Genomic DNA, 15,153 nt, shown 5'->3' on the forward strand with positions numbered 1-15,153 from the left:
AATTAACTACGCGTTGGAGTAGCGTTCGGTTTCCGGCATCCAGCGCTCTATCAGTGCCACGGCCTGTTGCGGATAACGTTCGTGAATATGGCGGGCAATGCGCTGAACTTCCGGGATAATCGCCTGATCGCGCAGTAAATCTGCGACCTTGAATTCTGCCGTTCCGGTCTGGCGAGTACCTAACAGCTCGCCGGGACCGCGAATCTCTAAATCTTTTTGCGCAATTACGAACCCGTCGTTGCTGTCTCGCAGAACCTGCAGGCGTTTCTGCGCGGTTTTAGACAGCGGTGATTTGTAGAGCAGAACGCAGTGGGAAGCCACCGCGCCACGGCCTACGCGACCACGCAACTGGTGCAACTGGGCCAGACCTAAGCGTTCCGGGTTTTCAATAATCATCAGGCTGGCGTTTGGCACGTCCACGCCCACTTCAATCACCGTGGTGGCAACCAGCAGATGCAGTTCACCCTGCTTAAAGGCCGCCATTACCGACTGCTTCTCGGTGGGCTTCATGCGCCCGTGTACCAGGCCAATATTGAGTTCTGGCAGCGCCAGTTTAAGCTCTTCCCACGTCGCTTCTGCCGCCTGAGCTTCCAACAAGTCAGACTCTTCAATCAGCGTACAGACCCAGTATGCCTGACGTCCTTCGTGGGTACAGGCGTTGCGCACGCGATCAATAATATCGCTGCGACGGGTATCCGGAATCGCCACCGTAGTGACCGGGGTACGCCCCGGAGGGAGTTCATCGATAACCGATGTGTCGAGGTCAGCATAGGCTGTCATCGCCAGGGTGCGCGGAATCGGCGTGGCGGTCATGATTAGCTGGTGTGGGTGGAAACCCTGCTGCTGACCTTTTTCCCACAGCGCCAGGCGCTGATGAACGCCGAAGCGGTGCTGTTCGTCGATGATAACCAGCGCCAGCCCGCTGAACTGCACCTGTTCCTGGAAAATCGCGTGCGTGCCGACAATCATCTGCACCTGACCGCTGGCGATGGCTTCCTGTTGCGCCAGACGCGCTTTACCTTTCTGCTTGCCCGCCAGCCAGCCCACTTCAACGCCCAGTGGCGCGAACCAGTTGCGGAAGTTATTTGCATGTTGTTCAGCCAATAGTTCGGTAGGAGCCATTAGCGCAACCTGCTTACCATGTGCGATAGCCCGCAGCGCGGCCAGCGCGGCAACCAGCGTTTTACCGGAGCCGACATCACCCTGCACCAGGCGCATCATCGGCACATCCAGTGCCATATCGCGTTCAATCTCAGCGGTAACGCGGGCCTGTGCGCCAGTAGGTTTGAACGGCAATGCTGCCAGCAGCTTATCTTTTAGCGCGTTGTTAGCACTTAACGGCTGGGCGTGAAAACGCTGTGCCCCGGCGCGTAGTGCCAGCATGCTGAGATTATGCGCCAGTAGTTCTTCGAGAATCAGACGTCGCTGCGCCGGATGTTGTCCGGTTTCCAGATCGCTGAGTTGCAGCGACGGTGGGGGGCGGTGCAACGTGCGCAGTGCTTCGGGTAGGCTCATCATGCCCTGTGACAGCTCTGGCGGCAGCAGTTCGGCAATGGCGCAGGTATCGAGTAGATCCAGTGCCTGATCGGTCAGCTTGCGCAGCGTGGCCTGCTTCACACCTTCGGTGGTTGGATACACTGGTGTGAGTGTTTCCTGCAATTCTGGCGTGCTGAGATCGCCTTGTACGCGGTATTCCGGGTGAATCATCTCTGCGCCGTATTTCCCGCGTTTGGCTTCGCCGTAGGCCAGTACCCTACGCCCGGTAGCAAGGCTGTTTTTCATCGCTGCGCTGAAGTTGAAAAAGCGCATGGTGAGAATCCCCGAGCCATCGCTGATTTGACAGGTCATCATCCGGCGGCCGCCGAAGGTAATATTGCAGTTCAGCACTTCGCCTTCAACGGTGGCATAGACACCCGGCAGCAGTTCGCCAATTGGGTACAGATGGGTACGGTCTTCGTAACGCAGAGGGAGGTGGAGCAGGAGGTCCTGCACGGTGTGCAGGCCAATTTTCGCCAGTTTACTGCTTTGCGCTGCGCCAACGCCGGTCAGAGAGTTGAGTGGGATGGCATCCAGTAAACGGCCTTTCATCGCGTTTATCTCGCAGATTGCATAGTGGCCCACCACGTTGCATCGGCTTCAATTTCGCCCTGCGTGTTTACGTGAGGGTAGGGAAGACCTTTGCGCTTAGCGACATTCGCCAGCACCGGATAACCGCCTTCAAACAGTAAGCGCTGCTGCTCTTCTTGTGGCAGCATGCTGTTTTCTCGTCGGTACATCCCCGCGTTTTGCCGCTGGCGCTGTGCTTCGTACAGAATCAGCGCGGAGGCGACAGAAACGTTCAGTGACTGCACCATGCCAGTCATGGGAATGATGATGTCCTGATCAGCCAGATTCAACGCTTCCTGAGTGATGCCGGTTTTCTCCTGGCCCATCAGGATGCAGGTGGGGCGCGTGTAATCAATCTCGCGAAAATCCACAGCTTTATCTGACAGATGGGTTGCCAGGACCTGCATGCCCCGGCTTTTTAAATGTGTGACCGCATCGCCAATGGTAAGGTGAGTTTTCACCTGCACCCAACTGTTGCTGCCTGCGGCAGAAGAGGCCATGGTGCGCATACGGCTACCCGGCCAGACGGCGTGGACTTCATGCACGCCAACCGCATCTGCAGTACGAATAATCGCAGAAACGTTATGAGGTTTGTGAACCTGCTCCATGCAGACGGTCAGATCGGGCTGACGACGTGCGAGCATCTCGCGGATACGTGCATAGCGCTGTTCATTCATAAGACTAGTTTCGGTTACGGGTGACTTTTATCACGTCCGGCATGACGCGGATTTTGCGCATGATGTTCGCCAGGTGCACACGATCGCGAGCGGTCAGGCGAATAAAGGCGCTATAAACGCGGCCATCTTTTTCTTCCGTATTCAGACTTTGAATATTGGAGGTGGTCGTGTTGATTGCCGCCGTCAGGTTCGCCAGAGCACCCTGGTGGTTAAACATATCCACCTTAATCTCGGTGATGAATTCCTGCTCCGTCTCTTTATCCCATTCCACCGCCATAAACTTCTCTGGCTCTTTCTGGTAGCCACGAATATTACGGCAGGACTCATGGTGGATCACCAGACCTTTACCCGGACTGACGTGGGCAATGATTGGATCGCCTGGAATTGGACGACAGCATTTCGCGAAGGTGATCAGCACGCCGTCTGCGCCTTTGATTGGCAGATGACCATGGCCAGATTGTGCTGGTACGTTCGCTGTTGCTTCGCCCTGCTGGAGGTTTTTCGCTACCACCACGCTCATGGCGTTACCCAGACCGATTTCTGCGAGCAGATCGTCAAGCGTGGCGAGCTTCATACGCTCAAGCTCACGCTGGATGCTCTCTGGGGGGATCTCAGCCAGTTTACGGCTACCGCCCAGGGCATGGTTGAGCAGTCGACGACCCAGACTGACGGAATCATCGCGCTTGAGGTTTTTCAACAGTTGGCGAATCTTGGCGCGCGCTTTCGAACTGACGACGAAGTTTAGCCACGCGGCATTCGGACGTGCGCCCGGCGCGGTGATAATCTCAACGGTCTGGCCGCTAAAGAGCGGTTGTGAAAGCGGGTAAGGCTGTCTGTCGACGCGCGCGCCGACGCAGGCGTGACCGATATCGGTATGCACAGCGTAGGCGAAGTCGACAGGCGTTGCACCAGCGGGCAGTTCGACAATGCGCCCTTCCGGTGTGAAAACATAAATCTCATCCGGGAAGAGATCAGATTTGACGCTTTCAATAAATTCAAACGAGCTACCGGCGCTCTGCTGCAGTTCCAGCAAGCTTTGCATCCAGCGCTGAGCGCGGATTTGCGCAGTGGTGCTGCTTTCGCCGCCGTGCTCTTTGTAAGCCCAGTGCGCTGCGACACCCATCTCTGCCATCTGGTCCATGTCTTCAGTACGAATCTGTACTTCAACCGGGACGCCATGAGGGCCGATCATTGAGGTGTGCAAAGACTGATATCCGTTCGCTTTCGGAATGGCGATATAGTCTTTCACGCGACCAGGGCGTGGTTTGTACAGGCTGTGCATCTGGCCGAGTACGCGATAGCAGGTATCGGAATCATGAACGATGACGCGAAATGCGTAGATATCCATGATGGAGTGAAAACGCTGCTCTTTGAGCACCATTTTGCAGTAAATAGAGTACAGGTGCTTCTCACGCCCGCTTACGCGACACGGAATACCTGCCTCCTGCAAACGCCCTTCGATTTCCGAGAGGATTTTTTGGATCATCTCTTTGCGGTTGCCGCGAGCGGCTTTAACCACTTCTTTAATCACGCGATAGCGGTTTGGGTACAGCGCTTCAAAACCCAGCTCTTCCAGCTCGGTTTTAATGTGATGAATACCTAAACGGTGTGCCAGCGGACTATAGATTTCGAGGGTTTCACGGGCGATGCGGCGACGTTTGTCCGGGCGTAATGAGCCCAGCGTGCGCATGTTGTGGGTGCGGTCGGCAAGTTTGATGAGAATGACGCGGATATCCTGCACCATCGCCATAATCATCTTGCGAAAGTTTTCAGCTTGCGCCTCTTTCTTATCGCGAAACTTAAGCTTATCAAGTTTCGATACCCCTTCTACCAGCTCTGCAACGCTTTTACCAAAAAGCTGTTCCATGTCCTGATAGGTGGCTGGGGTATCTTCAATCACGTCATGCAGCAGCGCAGCCATCAGCGTTTCGTAGTCGAGTTTCATCTCGGCCAGAATGCAGGCTACCGCTACCGGGTGCGTGATATAGGGTTCACCGCTTGAACGTGTCTGGCCCTCGTGAGCGTCACGTGCAACGAGATACGCCTGCCGAAGACGCTTAATCTGGTCTTCCGGCAGGTAGTTTTGAATCAGTTGATTCAGGCTTTCAAACAGATACAAGGGCGACCCGCTTTGTGATTAACGACGACCTTCAGCAATAGCGGTAACGGCTTGTAATTCAGCGGCTTCCTGCTCTTGCTGTTCCTGGCGCTCACGCACGTCGAGGATCTGGTTGTTGATCAGACCTTCTTCGATTTCGCGCAGCGCGATAACGGTAGTTTTATCGTTTTCTTCCGGTACGAGCGGATCCTTTCCGCCTACCTGCATCTGACGAGCGCGACGCGCGGCGACCAGTACCAGGTCAAAACGGTTACCAATTTTCTCTACAGCGTCCTGAACAGTTACGCGTGCCATACTTAAAATGCTCCACAGGTGAAGAAATGACTGGGCATGATACTGAATGTGGGTTCAGTCTGCCAACAGTTTGCTGATTAAAGCGTCATGACGCTGCTTTTGGCGGCTCATGCGCAGACGTTCGGCGCGAATGATGGTTTTCAAATCGCCCAGGGCGGTGTCGAAATCATCATTCACAATAAGATAATCATATTCGGCGTAATGGCTCATTTCTGCAACAGCTTGCGCCATACGTTTCGCGATCACGTCTTCGCTATCCTGACCGCGGCCACGCAGGCGGCGGTCCAGCTCAATCTTAGACGGTGGCAAAATAAAAATACTGCGCGCATGCGGCATTTTTTCACGAATTTGCTGCGCACCTTGCCAGTCGATATCTAAAAAGACGTCTACGCCGGATGCTAATACTTGCTCAATGGTTTCACGCGAGGTGCCGTAGTAATTACCGAAAACCTCCGCGTGTTCCAGGAACGCTTCTCTGCCAATCATGGTTCTGAATTCATCATGGTTCACAAAGAAATAGTGTTCACCGTGCACTTCCCCCGGGCGCGGTGCGCGCGTGGTGTGCGAAACAGAAACCTGGGTGTCATACAACGGTTGGGTCTTTAATAAAGCCTGAATCAGGCTGGATTTACCCGCGCCACTGGGGGCAGAAACAATATAAAGCGTGCCTTGAGCCATGAGTATCTTAATGTATGTGATTGTCGAAAGAGAGCCTACATACGGGCTTATTATACACGTAGCCGCTATGTGACGTAGCCCTTGTCACACTTTTTGCGCATGTTTATTGCGTTTTGCGTACCAGTTTCCTGTTTTATCGGTGATTTGCAGCAATACATGCAAATGTCCGGAAAGCTGTTCGCAGGATGAATTTTTGCCGCTCTGTTTCTATTTCACTTCGCGCTATACCTGCCGGGAAACGTATCGTTCAGCGGAGATAGCATGGGATTATGGAAATGCATAGGGCTGGTTTTACTGGTGTGGCATTTACCTGCGTGGGCGGTATGCCCCGTCTGGTCGCCTGCCAGGGCAAACGAGGAAATTTCACGACTACAGCAGCAGATTACACAGTGGAATGACAGTTACTGGAAACAAGGGGAAAGTGCCGTAGACGACGGCGTTTATGACCAGCTCAATGCGCAACTAATTCAATGGCAGCGCTGTTTTGGCGATGAAGTCCCACCAGATCTGTCTGTGCCCCCAATAAGTGGCACCGTCTCGCATCCAGTTCCCCACACGGGCGTTCGAAAACTTGCTGATAAGCAAGCGCTACAGCAATGGATGCTCGCTCGCAGCGATCTCTGGGTGCAACCGAAGGTGGATGGCGTGGCGGTGACGTTAGTCTATCGCAATGGCAATCTGGTACGGGCGATTAGCCGTGGTAATGGCCTGAAAGGCGAAGACTGGACGCAAAAGGTTCTGCAGATCCCTTCCGTACCACATTCCACCAAGGGGAAACTCGCTAACAGTACGTTGCAGGGTGAGATATTTTTGCAGCAAGAGGGGCATATTCAGAAGCAGAGAGGGGGAATGAACGCCCGCTCGAAGGTTGCTGGATTAATGATGCGCCAGGGCAATCCGGAAATGTTACGCTCGCTGGCAATTTTTATCTGGGCCTGGCCTGATGGTCCGGCGGTCATGCCTGAAAGACTGGAGCAGCTCACGGCTGCCGGGTTCAGTTACACGCAACGTTATACTCACGCCGTGAAGAATGCGGATGAAGTCGAAAAGTTGCGCGCCAGGTGGTGGGGTTCAGCATTACCTTTTGTGACAGATGGTGTCGTGGTGCGAACGGCAAAAGAGCCACGGGCAAAGTATTGGCTACCCGGGCAGGGTGAGTGGCTGGCGGCGTGGAAATATCCTCCCGTGACGAGGGTATCTGAGGTTACTGGTATTCAGTTCTCCGTTGGTAAAAGCGGGAAAATTGCGGTGGTTGCATTGCTGACTCCCGTCATGCTGGATGATAAACGCGTACAGCGCGTCAATATTGGCTCCGTCCGACGCTGGAATGAATGGGATATCGCGCCTGGCGATCAGATTCTGGTGAGCCTGGCTGGACAAGGGATACCCCGTATAGACGAGGTGGTCTGGCGCAGCACTCAGCGTACTAAGCCAATACCCCCCGAGGGGCGCTTCAATTCATTAACCTGTTTTTATGCTACAGCGGAGTGCCAGGAACAGTTTGTTGCCAGACTGGTCTGGCTGGGCGGCAAAGAGGTGCTGGGGCTGGAGGGGATCGGCGAGGCGGGATGGCGAGAGCTCAACCAGGTGTATCGCTTTGAACATATCTTTTCCTGGCTTGGGTTAACTCAGGAACAGTTAGAGTCTGCACTTGGTGTAATCAAAGGGGAGAAGCTGTGGCATCAGTTCAACCTGTCGCGCGATCTCCCGTTCACGCGCTGGGTGATTGCCATGGGAATACCGTTAACACAGGCAACGCTAAATGCCAGCCGGGATGGTTCGTGGCAGCAATTAAAAGAACGCGATGAACAAAGCTGGCGGCAGCTTCCTTTCATGGGGGAACGGCGGGCACGGCAGGTTATTCAATGGCTGGAGGATCGAGAGGTCACAGCGCTGAGCAACTGGTTAGCTGCTCAGCGGATCGCGGGCTTTATGCCTTAATGGCCTTCGTGGCGATAGTAAAATACCGGCAGACCTAACTTCAGGCGCAGCGCCAGTAATCGGGCGGTAAAGCCGAAGAGCAGAGTAGAGATAACCACTACATCATGACTGGAGACATAATGCTGTAGCACGATGTACAACACAGCAGCGGCGAATGATACGCCAGCATACAGCTCTTTCTGGAACACTAACGGGATGCGTTTGCAGAACATGTCGCGTAATACGCCACCGAAGACGCCGGTCGTGACCGCAGCGACCACGGCGATAATCGGTCCATGACCCATATCCAGTGCCACCTGAGCACCGATAATAGAAAAGACCACAAGGCCCAGCGCATCCAGTACGAGGAATATTTTGCGCAGATAGGGCATGACGGGAGCAATAATAGTGGTGAGTACCGCAGCGGTCGCCACGATAATGACGTATTCAGGGTGCTTTACCCAGCCAAGAGGATAGTGGCCGAGAAGAATATCGCGTACCGATCCGCCGCCAATGGCCGTCGCGGTGGCAATGATGATGACGCCAAATGTATCCATACGACGACGCCCAGCAGCAAGCGCACCGGTCATGGCTTCGGCAGTAATACCAATTAAATATAAAACGTGTAACAGCATGCATTCCCCCTGATTTGCTGGGGGCTAAGGTTAACGATTTGTGCGCCTTGTCACGATTGAGATTTTCTAAGGTGAAGTGATTTTAATAACTACAGCTAATGCTGGTTTGGTGAAAATGCGTGGTGATATGCGCTTTGTGTTATGAGCTTCAATAAAGAATGATGAGAAAATATAATTCGAATTGAACAGGGAAGTACCAAAGCGTCGGGAAAAACACGTAGCCTCGCCATTTATTGGCGGGCTACGTAGAATGGTTGCTTACTCGATGTTCTGAATCTGCTCGCGCATTTGCTCGATCAGTACCTTCAGTTCAATCGCGGAATTCGTCACTTCGGCATTGATAGACTTCGATGCCAGAGTGTTCGACTCACGGTTGAATTCCTGCATCATGAAGTCCAGACGACGGCCAACCGCCTCTTTTTTCTTTAGAATGTTGTAGGTTTCTTTGACGTGGGCTTCCAGACGATCTAATTCTTCTGCCACATCGATACGCTGCGCCATCAGCACCAGTTCTTGCTCAAGGCGGTTATTCTCCAACTGTACCTGGGCGTCTTCCAGTTTGGCTACCAGACGCTCGCGCTGCCATTGCAGGATTTCCGGCATATGAGCACGCACTTTTGTGACTTCAGCACTGACGCCTTCCAGACGCTGCTCGATCAGCGCTTTCAGCGCCTGACCTTCGGTTTCACGCGCAACGATGAAGTCATCCAGCGTACCGTCAAGCGCGGCGAGGATTTCGGCGGCAATGGCGTCCAGATCTTGCTCCTGGGCAGCCATTACGCCAGGCCAGCGCAGGATATCAACCGGGTTGATTTCACCTTCATCGCTCTGCATTTTGACCCAGTTAGCAGCGCTAACGAGCTGTTTAGCGAGTTTTTCATTCAGAATCAGCTCGCCTTGCGCGCTGGCATCAGGCTCAAAACGCAGCGTACATTCGACTTTACCGCGCGTCAGACGCGTGCGAATACGTTCGCGAACAACGGGTTCGAGACTACGGAACTGCTCCGGCAGGCGAAAATAAGTTTCCAGATAACGCTGGTTTACCGAGCGCATTTCCCAGGTGGCGCTACCCCATTCACCCTTGATTTCACGCCGGGCGTAGGCGGTCATGCTGCGGATCATAGACGTTCCTGTTTTTAAAGATGAGATGGGAGGATTATAGCCATCCGCGTCTTGTCAGGATAGGAATAACAGTCGGAAGTCCGTATAATGCGCAGCCACATTCGTTTCAAGCCGGAGATTTTATCATGCGTCCAGCAGGTCGTAGTGCCAATCAGGTGCGTCCCGTCACCCTGACCCGTAATTATACAAAACACGCTGAAGGCTCCGTGCTGGTCGAATTTGGTGATACCAAAGTGCTGTGTACCGCCTCTATTGATGAAGGCGTACCGCGTTTTCTGAAAGGTCAGGGCCAGGGCTGGATCACCGCAGAATATGGCATGCTGCCACGCGCTACGCACACCCGTAACGCCCGTGAAGCGGCAAAAGGTAAGCAGGGCGGTCGTACCATGGAAATCCAGCGTCTGATCGCCCGCGCGCTGCGCGCAGCTGTTGATCTGAAAACGCTCGGCGAATTCACAATTACGCTGGACTGCGATGTTATTCAGGCCGATGGCGGTACGCGCACCGCATCAATTACCGGCGCATGCGTTGCGTTGGCGGATGCGCTGAACAAGCTGGTGGCGAGCGGTAAGCTGAAAACTAACCCGATGAAAGGGATGGTTGCCGCGGTTTCCGTGGGCATTGTGAACGGTGAAGCACTCTGTGACCTTGAGTATGTTGAAGACTCTGCTGCTGAAACCGACATGAACGTAGTGATGACTGAGGACGGTCGCATTATAGAGGTTCAGGGTACGGCGGAAGGCGAACCGTTCAGCCATGAAGAACTTCTCACCCTACTGGCATTGGCCCGAGGGGGAATCGAATCCATTGTAGCGACGCAGAAGGCGGCGTTAGAAAATTGATTTTAAAGGCGACTGATGAGTCGCCTTTTTTTTGTCTGTAATAAAGTGAGATGAGGAGCGAATCCATGAAACCGTATCAGCGCCAGTTTATTGAGTTTGCGCTTAGCAAGCAGGTACTAAAGTTTGGCGAATTTACGCTGAAATCCGGGCGCAAAAGCCCCTATTTCTTCAACGCCGGGCTGTTTAATACCGGGCGCGACCTGGCACTGTTAGGCCGTTTTTATGCCGAAGCGCTGGTGGATTCCGGTATTGAGTTCGATTTGCTGTTTGGCCCTGCCTACAAAGGTATTCCGATTGCGACCACAACGGCCGTTGCGCTGGCGGAACACCATGATAAAGATTTGCCGTACTGTTTTAACCGTAAAGAGGCGAAGACCCACGGTGAAGGCGGAAATCTGGTCGGTAGCGCACTAGAGGGACGCGTAATGCTGGTGGATGATGTTATCACCGCAGGTACGGCGATTCGTGAGTCGATGGAGATTATCCAGGCGAATGGCGCCACTCTGGCGGGGGTACTGATTTCTCTCGATCGTCAGGAACGCGGTCGCGGCGAGATTTCCGCGATTCAGGAAGTGGAACGCGATTATGGCTGCAAGGTGATTTCTATCATTACCCTGAAAGATCTGATTGCGTATCTGGAAGAGAAACCAGAGATGGCGGAGCATCTGGTGGCAGTACGGGCCTATCGCGAAGCGTACGGAGTTTAAGAACTGCCGGATGGCGCTGCGCTTATCCGGCCTACGTAACCCCGTAGGCCGGACAAGACGAAATCGCTACTGCAATTGAGCGGCAACCAACGGCCAGCGGGTGTCAAAATCATCCGTTGGGCGGTATTTAAATTCGCTACGTACAAACCGGGACAGCATACCTTCGCAGAAAGCCAGTAACTGGCTGGCCAGCAGCGTTTCATCCACGGTGTAGCCTTCACCTTCACGCATTCTTTTTTCTCGCAGAACCTGGCGCAACTGCGCTTCAATGCGCTCAAAAAGTTGGTTAATGCGACCTTGCAGACGGTCTTGCTCGAACATCAACGCGTGTCCGGTCAGAATTCGTGTCAGGCCAGGGTTACGCTCACCAAACCCTAAAATCAGCAGAACGATCAGACGCAGACGCGCGTTGGTGTCTTTTTCATCTTTCAAAATCAGATTGATACGCGTAATCAGACTATCTTCGATAAACTCAATCAGGCTATCGAACATACGGGTCTTGCTGGGGAAATGGCGATACAATGCCGCTTCGGATACGCCAACTGAGGCTGCCAGCTTTGCTGTGGTGATGCGTTGGCTACCATCGCTGGACTCAAGCATCAGTGCCAGAGACTGAAGTATTTCTTCGCGACGATTCCTTTTCGCAGTTTGCTTTTCTACCATGTTACAAAATACCCCTGAAAATAAGCTCTTGCCAGGCAGGCATCCACACAGCGACCGCAAACTGTTGTTTGCGGTGTGTTATTGCGTTATTACGCTATGGGATACTTTTCTGCGGGTTACTTGCGCCCGGAATGGCCGAAGCCACCTTCGCCACGATCGGTGGCTTCAAACTCTTCCACCAGATTAAATTCAGCCTGCACGACCGGTACAAATACCATCTGTGCGATACGTTCGCCCGGCTCAATAGTGAAGCTGTCCTGACCACGGTTCCAGACGGATACCATCAGTTGGCCCTGGTAGTCGGAATCAATCAAACCAACCAGATTGCCCAGCACGATACCGTGCTTATGGCCAAGCCCGGAGCGCGGGAGCATTACCGCTGCCAGAGAAGGATCGGCAATGTGGATAGCTAACCCGGTTGGCACCAGCGTTGTTGCGCCCGGCGCCAGCTCTACGGCGTCATCAAGACAAGCACGCAGGTCAAGTCCGGCAGAACCAGAAGTGGCGTACGTCGGGAGCGGAAATTGTTGCCCTACGCGCGGGTCCAGAATCTTAACGTCGATTTTTTTCATCATAACGGGTCACGATCTCGTCGAGTAATAATTGGCCCAGGAGTTCTTTACGCTCAAGCGGTAAGACTTTGTCTCCATCCTGCCAAAAAAGGTGTAATGCGTTGCTATCGCTGTTAAACCCTTGAGTTGACAGCGAAACGTCGTTCGCACAGATCACATCAAGGTTTTTGCGGATGCGTTTTTGCCGGGCATATTCTTCCACATTATTTGTTTCGGCGGCAAACCCAACGACAAAAGGACGGTTAGCATCCAGTGCGGCAACACCGGCGATAATGTCCGGATTTTTGACCATTTTTACTGTTAATTCATCGCCCTGCGTCGCTTGTTTTTTTATTTTTTCGTGGGCGACAGTTTCAGCGCGATAATCAGCGACCGCAGCGCAGCCGATAAAAATATGCTGTTGTTGCACCGTAGACTGCACAGCGGCTTCCATTTCCAGCGCAGTCATCACATCAACCCGTTGAACAAATGGTGGTGTGGATAACGAAACGGGACCCGATACCAGAGTGACGTTTGCCCCGCGCTTTGCGGCAGCGGCCGCGATCGCAAACCCCATCTTCCCGGAACTGTGGTTGGAAATATAACGCACGGGATCAAGCGGTTCACGCGTCGGACCCGCCGTAATCATGATGTTGAGATGTTGCAGATCGTTGACAGGTGAAAAATGTTCTGCCGCCATATCCACAATCGTTAACGGATCCAGCATACGTCCAGGGCCGATATCACCACATGCCTGACTACCGCTGTCAGGACCCCAAATGAGCAAACCGCGTGAGGAAAGAATACCCAGATTGTGCTGGGTCGCGGCAGCGCGGTACATCTGCTGGTTCATGGCTGGCAGTACAGCAACAGGAGCAGGCGTTGCCAGACAAATCGTTGACACCAGGTCGTTGGCCATACCTGCGGCGACACGAGCAATCAGGTCTGCTGTAGCGGGTGCCAGGATGACCAAATCGGCCCATTTTCCCAGCTCAATGTGGCCCATCGCGGCTTCGGCTGCGGGGTCAAGCAGGCTGTCGGAAACGGGATAACCTGAAACCGCCTGTAAACTCAGGGGAGTAATAAATGCTTTTGCCGCTTCGGTCATCGCCACGCGGACGTCAGCGCCGCGTTCCCGTAAACGACGCACCAACTCAGGGGTCTTGTACGCAGCAATACCGCCACTGACGCCAAGTACGATTTTTTTACCGGCCAGGCTCATCATGATCTTTCCTGTTGGGTTTCACCAGAAGGCGGATATTTTATCACAATCCGCAATTTGTCGTGCTTTTGACCGTGCTCCACTTTGCGAGGCGCTACGAAGAAGTGAAAACAACGCGTCGAATCACCGTCGGTGTTATGCCACTATGCGGACGCGAAAGGAGGGAGAAGCATGGAAAATACAGGAAGTATGATGCCCCGGGAAAAGCTATTGGCGCAGGGGGCCAGTTCTCTGACCGATGTTGAGCTTTTGGCTCTTTTTTTACGTACCGGCATGCAGGGTAAAGATGTGCTTACGCTGGCGAAAGAGATGCTTCAGCATTTTGAGTCGCTGTATGGCCTGTTGTCTGCTGATTACATGGATTTTAGCTATGTTCAGGGAATCGGTATCGCGAAGTACGCGCAGTTGAAGGGGATTGCGGAGCTGGCAAGACGCTACTACAACGTGCGAGTGATAGAGGAGCGTGCTCTACTTAGTCCGGAAATGGCGCGTGAATTTCTGCAAAGCCAGCTTTCGCAAGAGGAACGTGAGATCTTTCTGGTGATCTTTATGGATTCTCAACATCGCGTGATTAAACACAGCAAACTTTTTTCCGGTACGCTTAGCCATGTCGAGGTGCATCCGAGAGAAATTGTCCGTGAAGCGATAAAAATGAATGCTTCTGCGGTGATCCTTGCGCATAATCACCCTTCGGGGTGTGCAGAGCCGAGTAAAGCAGATAAACTCATCACCGAGCGTGTTGTGAAATGCTGTCAGTTCATGGATATCCGGGTGCTTGATCATCTGGTCATTGGGCGCGGAGAGTACGTTTCTTTTGCGGAACGCGGTTGGATTTAACGCACTTTACGCGATCCATCGGGATCTTTGTCTGTTCGGGACTTGAGCACATCGCTGACTCAGCGTATACTACGCCACCTTTGAGAATCTCGGGTTTGGCATTTGGGCCTGGCAATCGAGAGTTCGCAAATACGCAAAATCATTCTTGTTGCGTCCAATGACGAGGCAACATTGAAAGATTAAGTGTATTGAACTGCGATAACCGGGCTGAGAAGCCTGACGAGGCGCCAATACCCCATACGAAGCTCGAGCTAATTTGATTTTTGGAGAATAGACATGTCCCGAGTCTGCCAAGTTACTGGCAAGCGTCCGGTGACCGGTAACAACCGTTCCCACGCACTGAACGCGACTAAACGCCGTTTCCTGCCTAACCTGCACTCTCACCGTTTTTGGGTTGAGAGCGAGAAGCGTTTTGTCACCCTGCGTGTATCTGCTAAAGGTATGCGTGTTATTGATAAGAAAGGCATCGAAACAGTTCTGTCTGAACTGCGTGCCCGTGGCGAAAAGTACTAAGTACTAAGAGGAAATAAATCATGGCTAAAGGTATTCGTGAGAAAATCAAGCTGGTTTCTTCTGCTGGTACTGGTCACTTCTATACCACTACGAAGAACAAACGTACTAAGCCGGAAAAACTGGAACTGAAAAAGTTCGATCCAGTTGTTCGTCAGCACGTTTTATACAAAGAAGCGAAAATCAAATAATTTTCGTTTTGATGTAAAGAAAAACCCTGCCTCGGCGGGGTTTTTTGTTTTCTGGCCGTCCCCATATTAATGAGACCTG

Annotated in this window: 16 protein-coding genes; 6 read left to right on the forward strand and 10 right to left on the reverse strand. The window is 53.0% G+C overall.

The genetic code is table 11. The features are described 5' to 3' along the window. Positions 1-6 precede the first annotated feature (6 nt). Genes recG through gmk form a run of 5 tightly spaced genes read right to left on the reverse strand, consistent with a single transcriptional unit; the run spans position 7 to position 5,874 of the window. Positions 7-2,088, reverse strand: coding sequence for an ATP-dependent DNA helicase RecG (gene recG, locus OGX83_RS20485; protein ID WP_286589003.1), 2,082 nt, complete (start codon positions 2,086-2,088; stop codon positions 7-9). Positions 2,089-2,093: 5 nt separating this feature from the next. Continuing rightward, positions 2,094-2,783 carry a tRNA (guanosine(18)-2'-O)-methyltransferase TrmH gene (trmH, locus tag OGX83_RS20490; protein WP_048237018.1) on the reverse strand — a complete coding sequence of 230 codons (690 nt, stop codon included), beginning with the start codon at positions 2,781-2,783 and terminating at the stop codon, positions 2,094-2,096. A 4-nt stretch (positions 2,784-2,787) separates the two neighbouring features. Next, positions 2,788-4,902 carry a bifunctional GTP diphosphokinase/guanosine-3',5'-bis pyrophosphate 3'-pyrophosphohydrolase gene (gene spoT / locus OGX83_RS20495; RefSeq protein ID WP_003024038.1) on the reverse strand — a complete coding sequence of 705 codons (2,115 nt, stop codon included), beginning with the start codon at positions 4,900-4,902 and terminating at the stop codon, positions 2,788-2,790. An 18-nt stretch (positions 4,903-4,920) separates the two neighbouring features. Then, positions 4,921-5,196, reverse strand: coding sequence for a DNA-directed RNA polymerase subunit omega (gene rpoZ, locus OGX83_RS20500; RefSeq protein ID WP_000135058.1), 276 nt, complete (start codon positions 5,194-5,196; stop codon positions 4,921-4,923). A gap of 54 nt (positions 5,197-5,250) precedes the next feature. Then, the gene (gene gmk, locus OGX83_RS20505; protein ID WP_128611274.1) at positions 5,251-5,874 is read right to left on the reverse strand and encodes a guanylate kinase; all 624 of its coding nucleotides are present in this window, start codon (positions 5,872-5,874) and stop codon (positions 5,251-5,253) included. A 261-nt stretch (positions 5,875-6,135) separates the two neighbouring features. Here gmk and ligB point away from each other — a divergent pair, with 261 nt between their 5' ends. Beyond that, on the forward strand, positions 6,136-7,815 hold the full coding sequence (gene ligB, locus OGX83_RS20510) for an NAD-dependent DNA ligase LigB (protein WP_286589007.1): 1,680 nt from the start codon (positions 6,136-6,138) through the stop codon (positions 7,813-7,815). Here the strand turns inward: ligB and OGX83_RS20515 are convergent. Both OGX83_RS20515 and OGX83_RS20520 read right to left on the reverse strand, forming a co-directional pair. Further along, a complete protein-coding gene (locus OGX83_RS20515) occupies positions 7,812-8,429 on the reverse strand; it encodes a trimeric intracellular cation channel family protein (protein WP_003024049.1) in 618 nt (205 codons plus the stop codon). The two genes, ligB and OGX83_RS20515, sit on opposite strands and share 4 nt — an antisense overlap. 258 nt (positions 8,430-8,687) lie before the next feature. Then, positions 8,688-9,551 carry a YicC/YloC family endoribonuclease gene (locus OGX83_RS20520; RefSeq protein ID WP_003024052.1) on the reverse strand — a complete coding sequence of 288 codons (864 nt, stop codon included), beginning with the start codon at positions 9,549-9,551 and terminating at the stop codon, positions 8,688-8,690. A 125-nt stretch (positions 9,552-9,676) separates the two neighbouring features. Between OGX83_RS20520 and rph the strand changes: the two genes are divergently transcribed. Continuing rightward, a complete protein-coding gene (rph, locus tag OGX83_RS20525) occupies positions 9,677-10,393 on the forward strand; it encodes a ribonuclease PH (RefSeq protein WP_003024054.1) in 717 nt (238 codons plus the stop codon). A gap of 65 nt (positions 10,394-10,458) precedes the next feature. Next, positions 10,459-11,100: an orotate phosphoribosyltransferase gene (gene pyrE / locus OGX83_RS20530; RefSeq protein ID WP_003837602.1), complete on the forward strand. Its 642-nt coding sequence runs from the start codon at positions 10,459-10,461 to the stop codon at positions 11,098-11,100. Between the two features lie 66 nt (positions 11,101-11,166). Here the strand turns inward: pyrE and slmA are convergent, their stop codons facing one another. From slmA to coaBC, 3 genes are all read right to left on the reverse strand, one after another. Then, positions 11,167-11,763 (reverse strand): nucleoid occlusion factor SlmA, encoded by a 597-nt coding sequence (slmA, locus tag OGX83_RS20535; RefSeq protein WP_003827257.1) that lies wholly within the window; start codon positions 11,761-11,763, stop codon positions 11,167-11,169. Between the two features lie 116 nt (positions 11,764-11,879). Further along, positions 11,880-12,338, reverse strand: coding sequence for a dUTP diphosphatase (gene dut / locus OGX83_RS20540; protein ID WP_003827259.1), 459 nt, complete (start codon positions 12,336-12,338; stop codon positions 11,880-11,882). After that, positions 12,316-13,536, reverse strand: coding sequence for a bifunctional phosphopantothenoylcysteine decarboxylase/phosphopantothenate--cysteine ligase CoaBC (gene coaBC, locus OGX83_RS20545; RefSeq protein ID WP_208744834.1), 1,221 nt, complete (start codon positions 13,534-13,536; stop codon positions 12,316-12,318). Before coaBC ends, dut begins: the two co-directional genes overlap by 23 nt. 171 nt (positions 13,537-13,707) lie before the next feature. Here coaBC and radC point away from each other — a divergent pair, with 171 nt between their 5' ends. From radC to rpmG, 3 genes are all read left to right on the forward strand, one after another. Continuing rightward, a complete protein-coding gene (gene radC / locus OGX83_RS20550; RefSeq protein ID WP_032945377.1) occupies positions 13,708-14,373 on the forward strand; it encodes a RadC family protein in 666 nt (221 codons plus the stop codon). 276 nt (positions 14,374-14,649) lie between these two features. Beyond that, positions 14,650-14,886, forward strand: a complete 237-nt coding sequence (rpmB, locus tag OGX83_RS20555) for a 50S ribosomal protein L28 (protein ID WP_003024071.1) — start codon at positions 14,650-14,652, stop codon at positions 14,884-14,886. Between the two features lie 20 nt (positions 14,887-14,906). Then, positions 14,907-15,074 carry a 50S ribosomal protein L33 gene (rpmG, locus tag OGX83_RS20560; protein ID WP_003024094.1) on the forward strand — a complete coding sequence of 56 codons (168 nt, stop codon included), beginning with the start codon at positions 14,907-14,909 and terminating at the stop codon, positions 15,072-15,074. Positions 15,075-15,153: the final 79 nt, after the last annotated feature.

The organism is Citrobacter sp. Cpo074, assembly GCF_030332745.1.
Classification (GTDB): Bacteria; Pseudomonadota; Gammaproteobacteria; order Enterobacterales; family Enterobacteriaceae; genus Citrobacter; species Citrobacter portucalensis.

Excerpts from the sequence above, each read along its gene's own strand:
- recG (WP_286589003.1), bottom strand. The coding sequence starts at position 2,088 with ATGAAAGGCCGTTTACTGGATGCCATCCCACTCAACTCTCTGACCGGC.
- trmH (WP_048237018.1), bottom strand. The coding sequence starts at position 2,783 with ATGAATGAACAGCGCTATGCACGTATCCGCGAGATGCTCGCACGTCGT.
- rpoZ (WP_000135058.1), bottom strand. The coding sequence starts at position 5,196 with ATGGCACGCGTAACTGTTCAGGACGCTGTAGAGAAAATTGGTAACCGT.
- gmk (WP_128611274.1), bottom strand. The coding sequence starts at position 5,874 with ATGGCTCAAGGCACGCTTTATATTGTTTCTGCCCCCAGTGGCGCGGGT.
- ligB (WP_286589007.1), top strand. The coding sequence starts at position 6,136 with ATGGGATTATGGAAATGCATAGGGCTGGTTTTACTGGTGTGGCATTTA.
- OGX83_RS20515 (WP_003024049.1), bottom strand. The coding sequence starts at position 8,429 with ATGCTGTTACACGTTTTATATTTAATTGGTATTACTGCCGAAGCCATG.
- OGX83_RS20520 (WP_003024052.1), bottom strand. The coding sequence starts at position 9,551 with ATGATCCGCAGCATGACCGCCTACGCCCGGCGTGAAATCAAGGGTGAA.
- rph (WP_003024054.1), top strand. The coding sequence starts at position 9,677 with ATGCGTCCAGCAGGTCGTAGTGCCAATCAGGTGCGTCCCGTCACCCTG.
- pyrE (WP_003837602.1), top strand. The coding sequence starts at position 10,459 with ATGAAACCGTATCAGCGCCAGTTTATTGAGTTTGCGCTTAGCAAGCAG.
- slmA (WP_003827257.1), bottom strand. The coding sequence starts at position 11,763 with ATGGTAGAAAAGCAAACTGCGAAAAGGAATCGTCGCGAAGAAATACTT.
- dut (WP_003827259.1), bottom strand. The coding sequence starts at position 12,338 with ATGATGAAAAAAATCGACGTTAAGATTCTGGACCCGCGCGTAGGGCAA.
- coaBC (WP_208744834.1), bottom strand. The coding sequence starts at position 13,536 with ATGAGCCTGGCCGGTAAAAAAATCGTACTTGGCGTCAGTGGCGGTATT.
- radC (WP_032945377.1), top strand. The coding sequence starts at position 13,708 with ATGGAAAATACAGGAAGTATGATGCCCCGGGAAAAGCTATTGGCGCAG.
- rpmB (WP_003024071.1), top strand. The coding sequence starts at position 14,650 with ATGTCCCGAGTCTGCCAAGTTACTGGCAAGCGTCCGGTGACCGGTAAC.
- rpmG (WP_003024094.1), top strand. The coding sequence starts at position 14,907 with ATGGCTAAAGGTATTCGTGAGAAAATCAAGCTGGTTTCTTCTGCTGGT.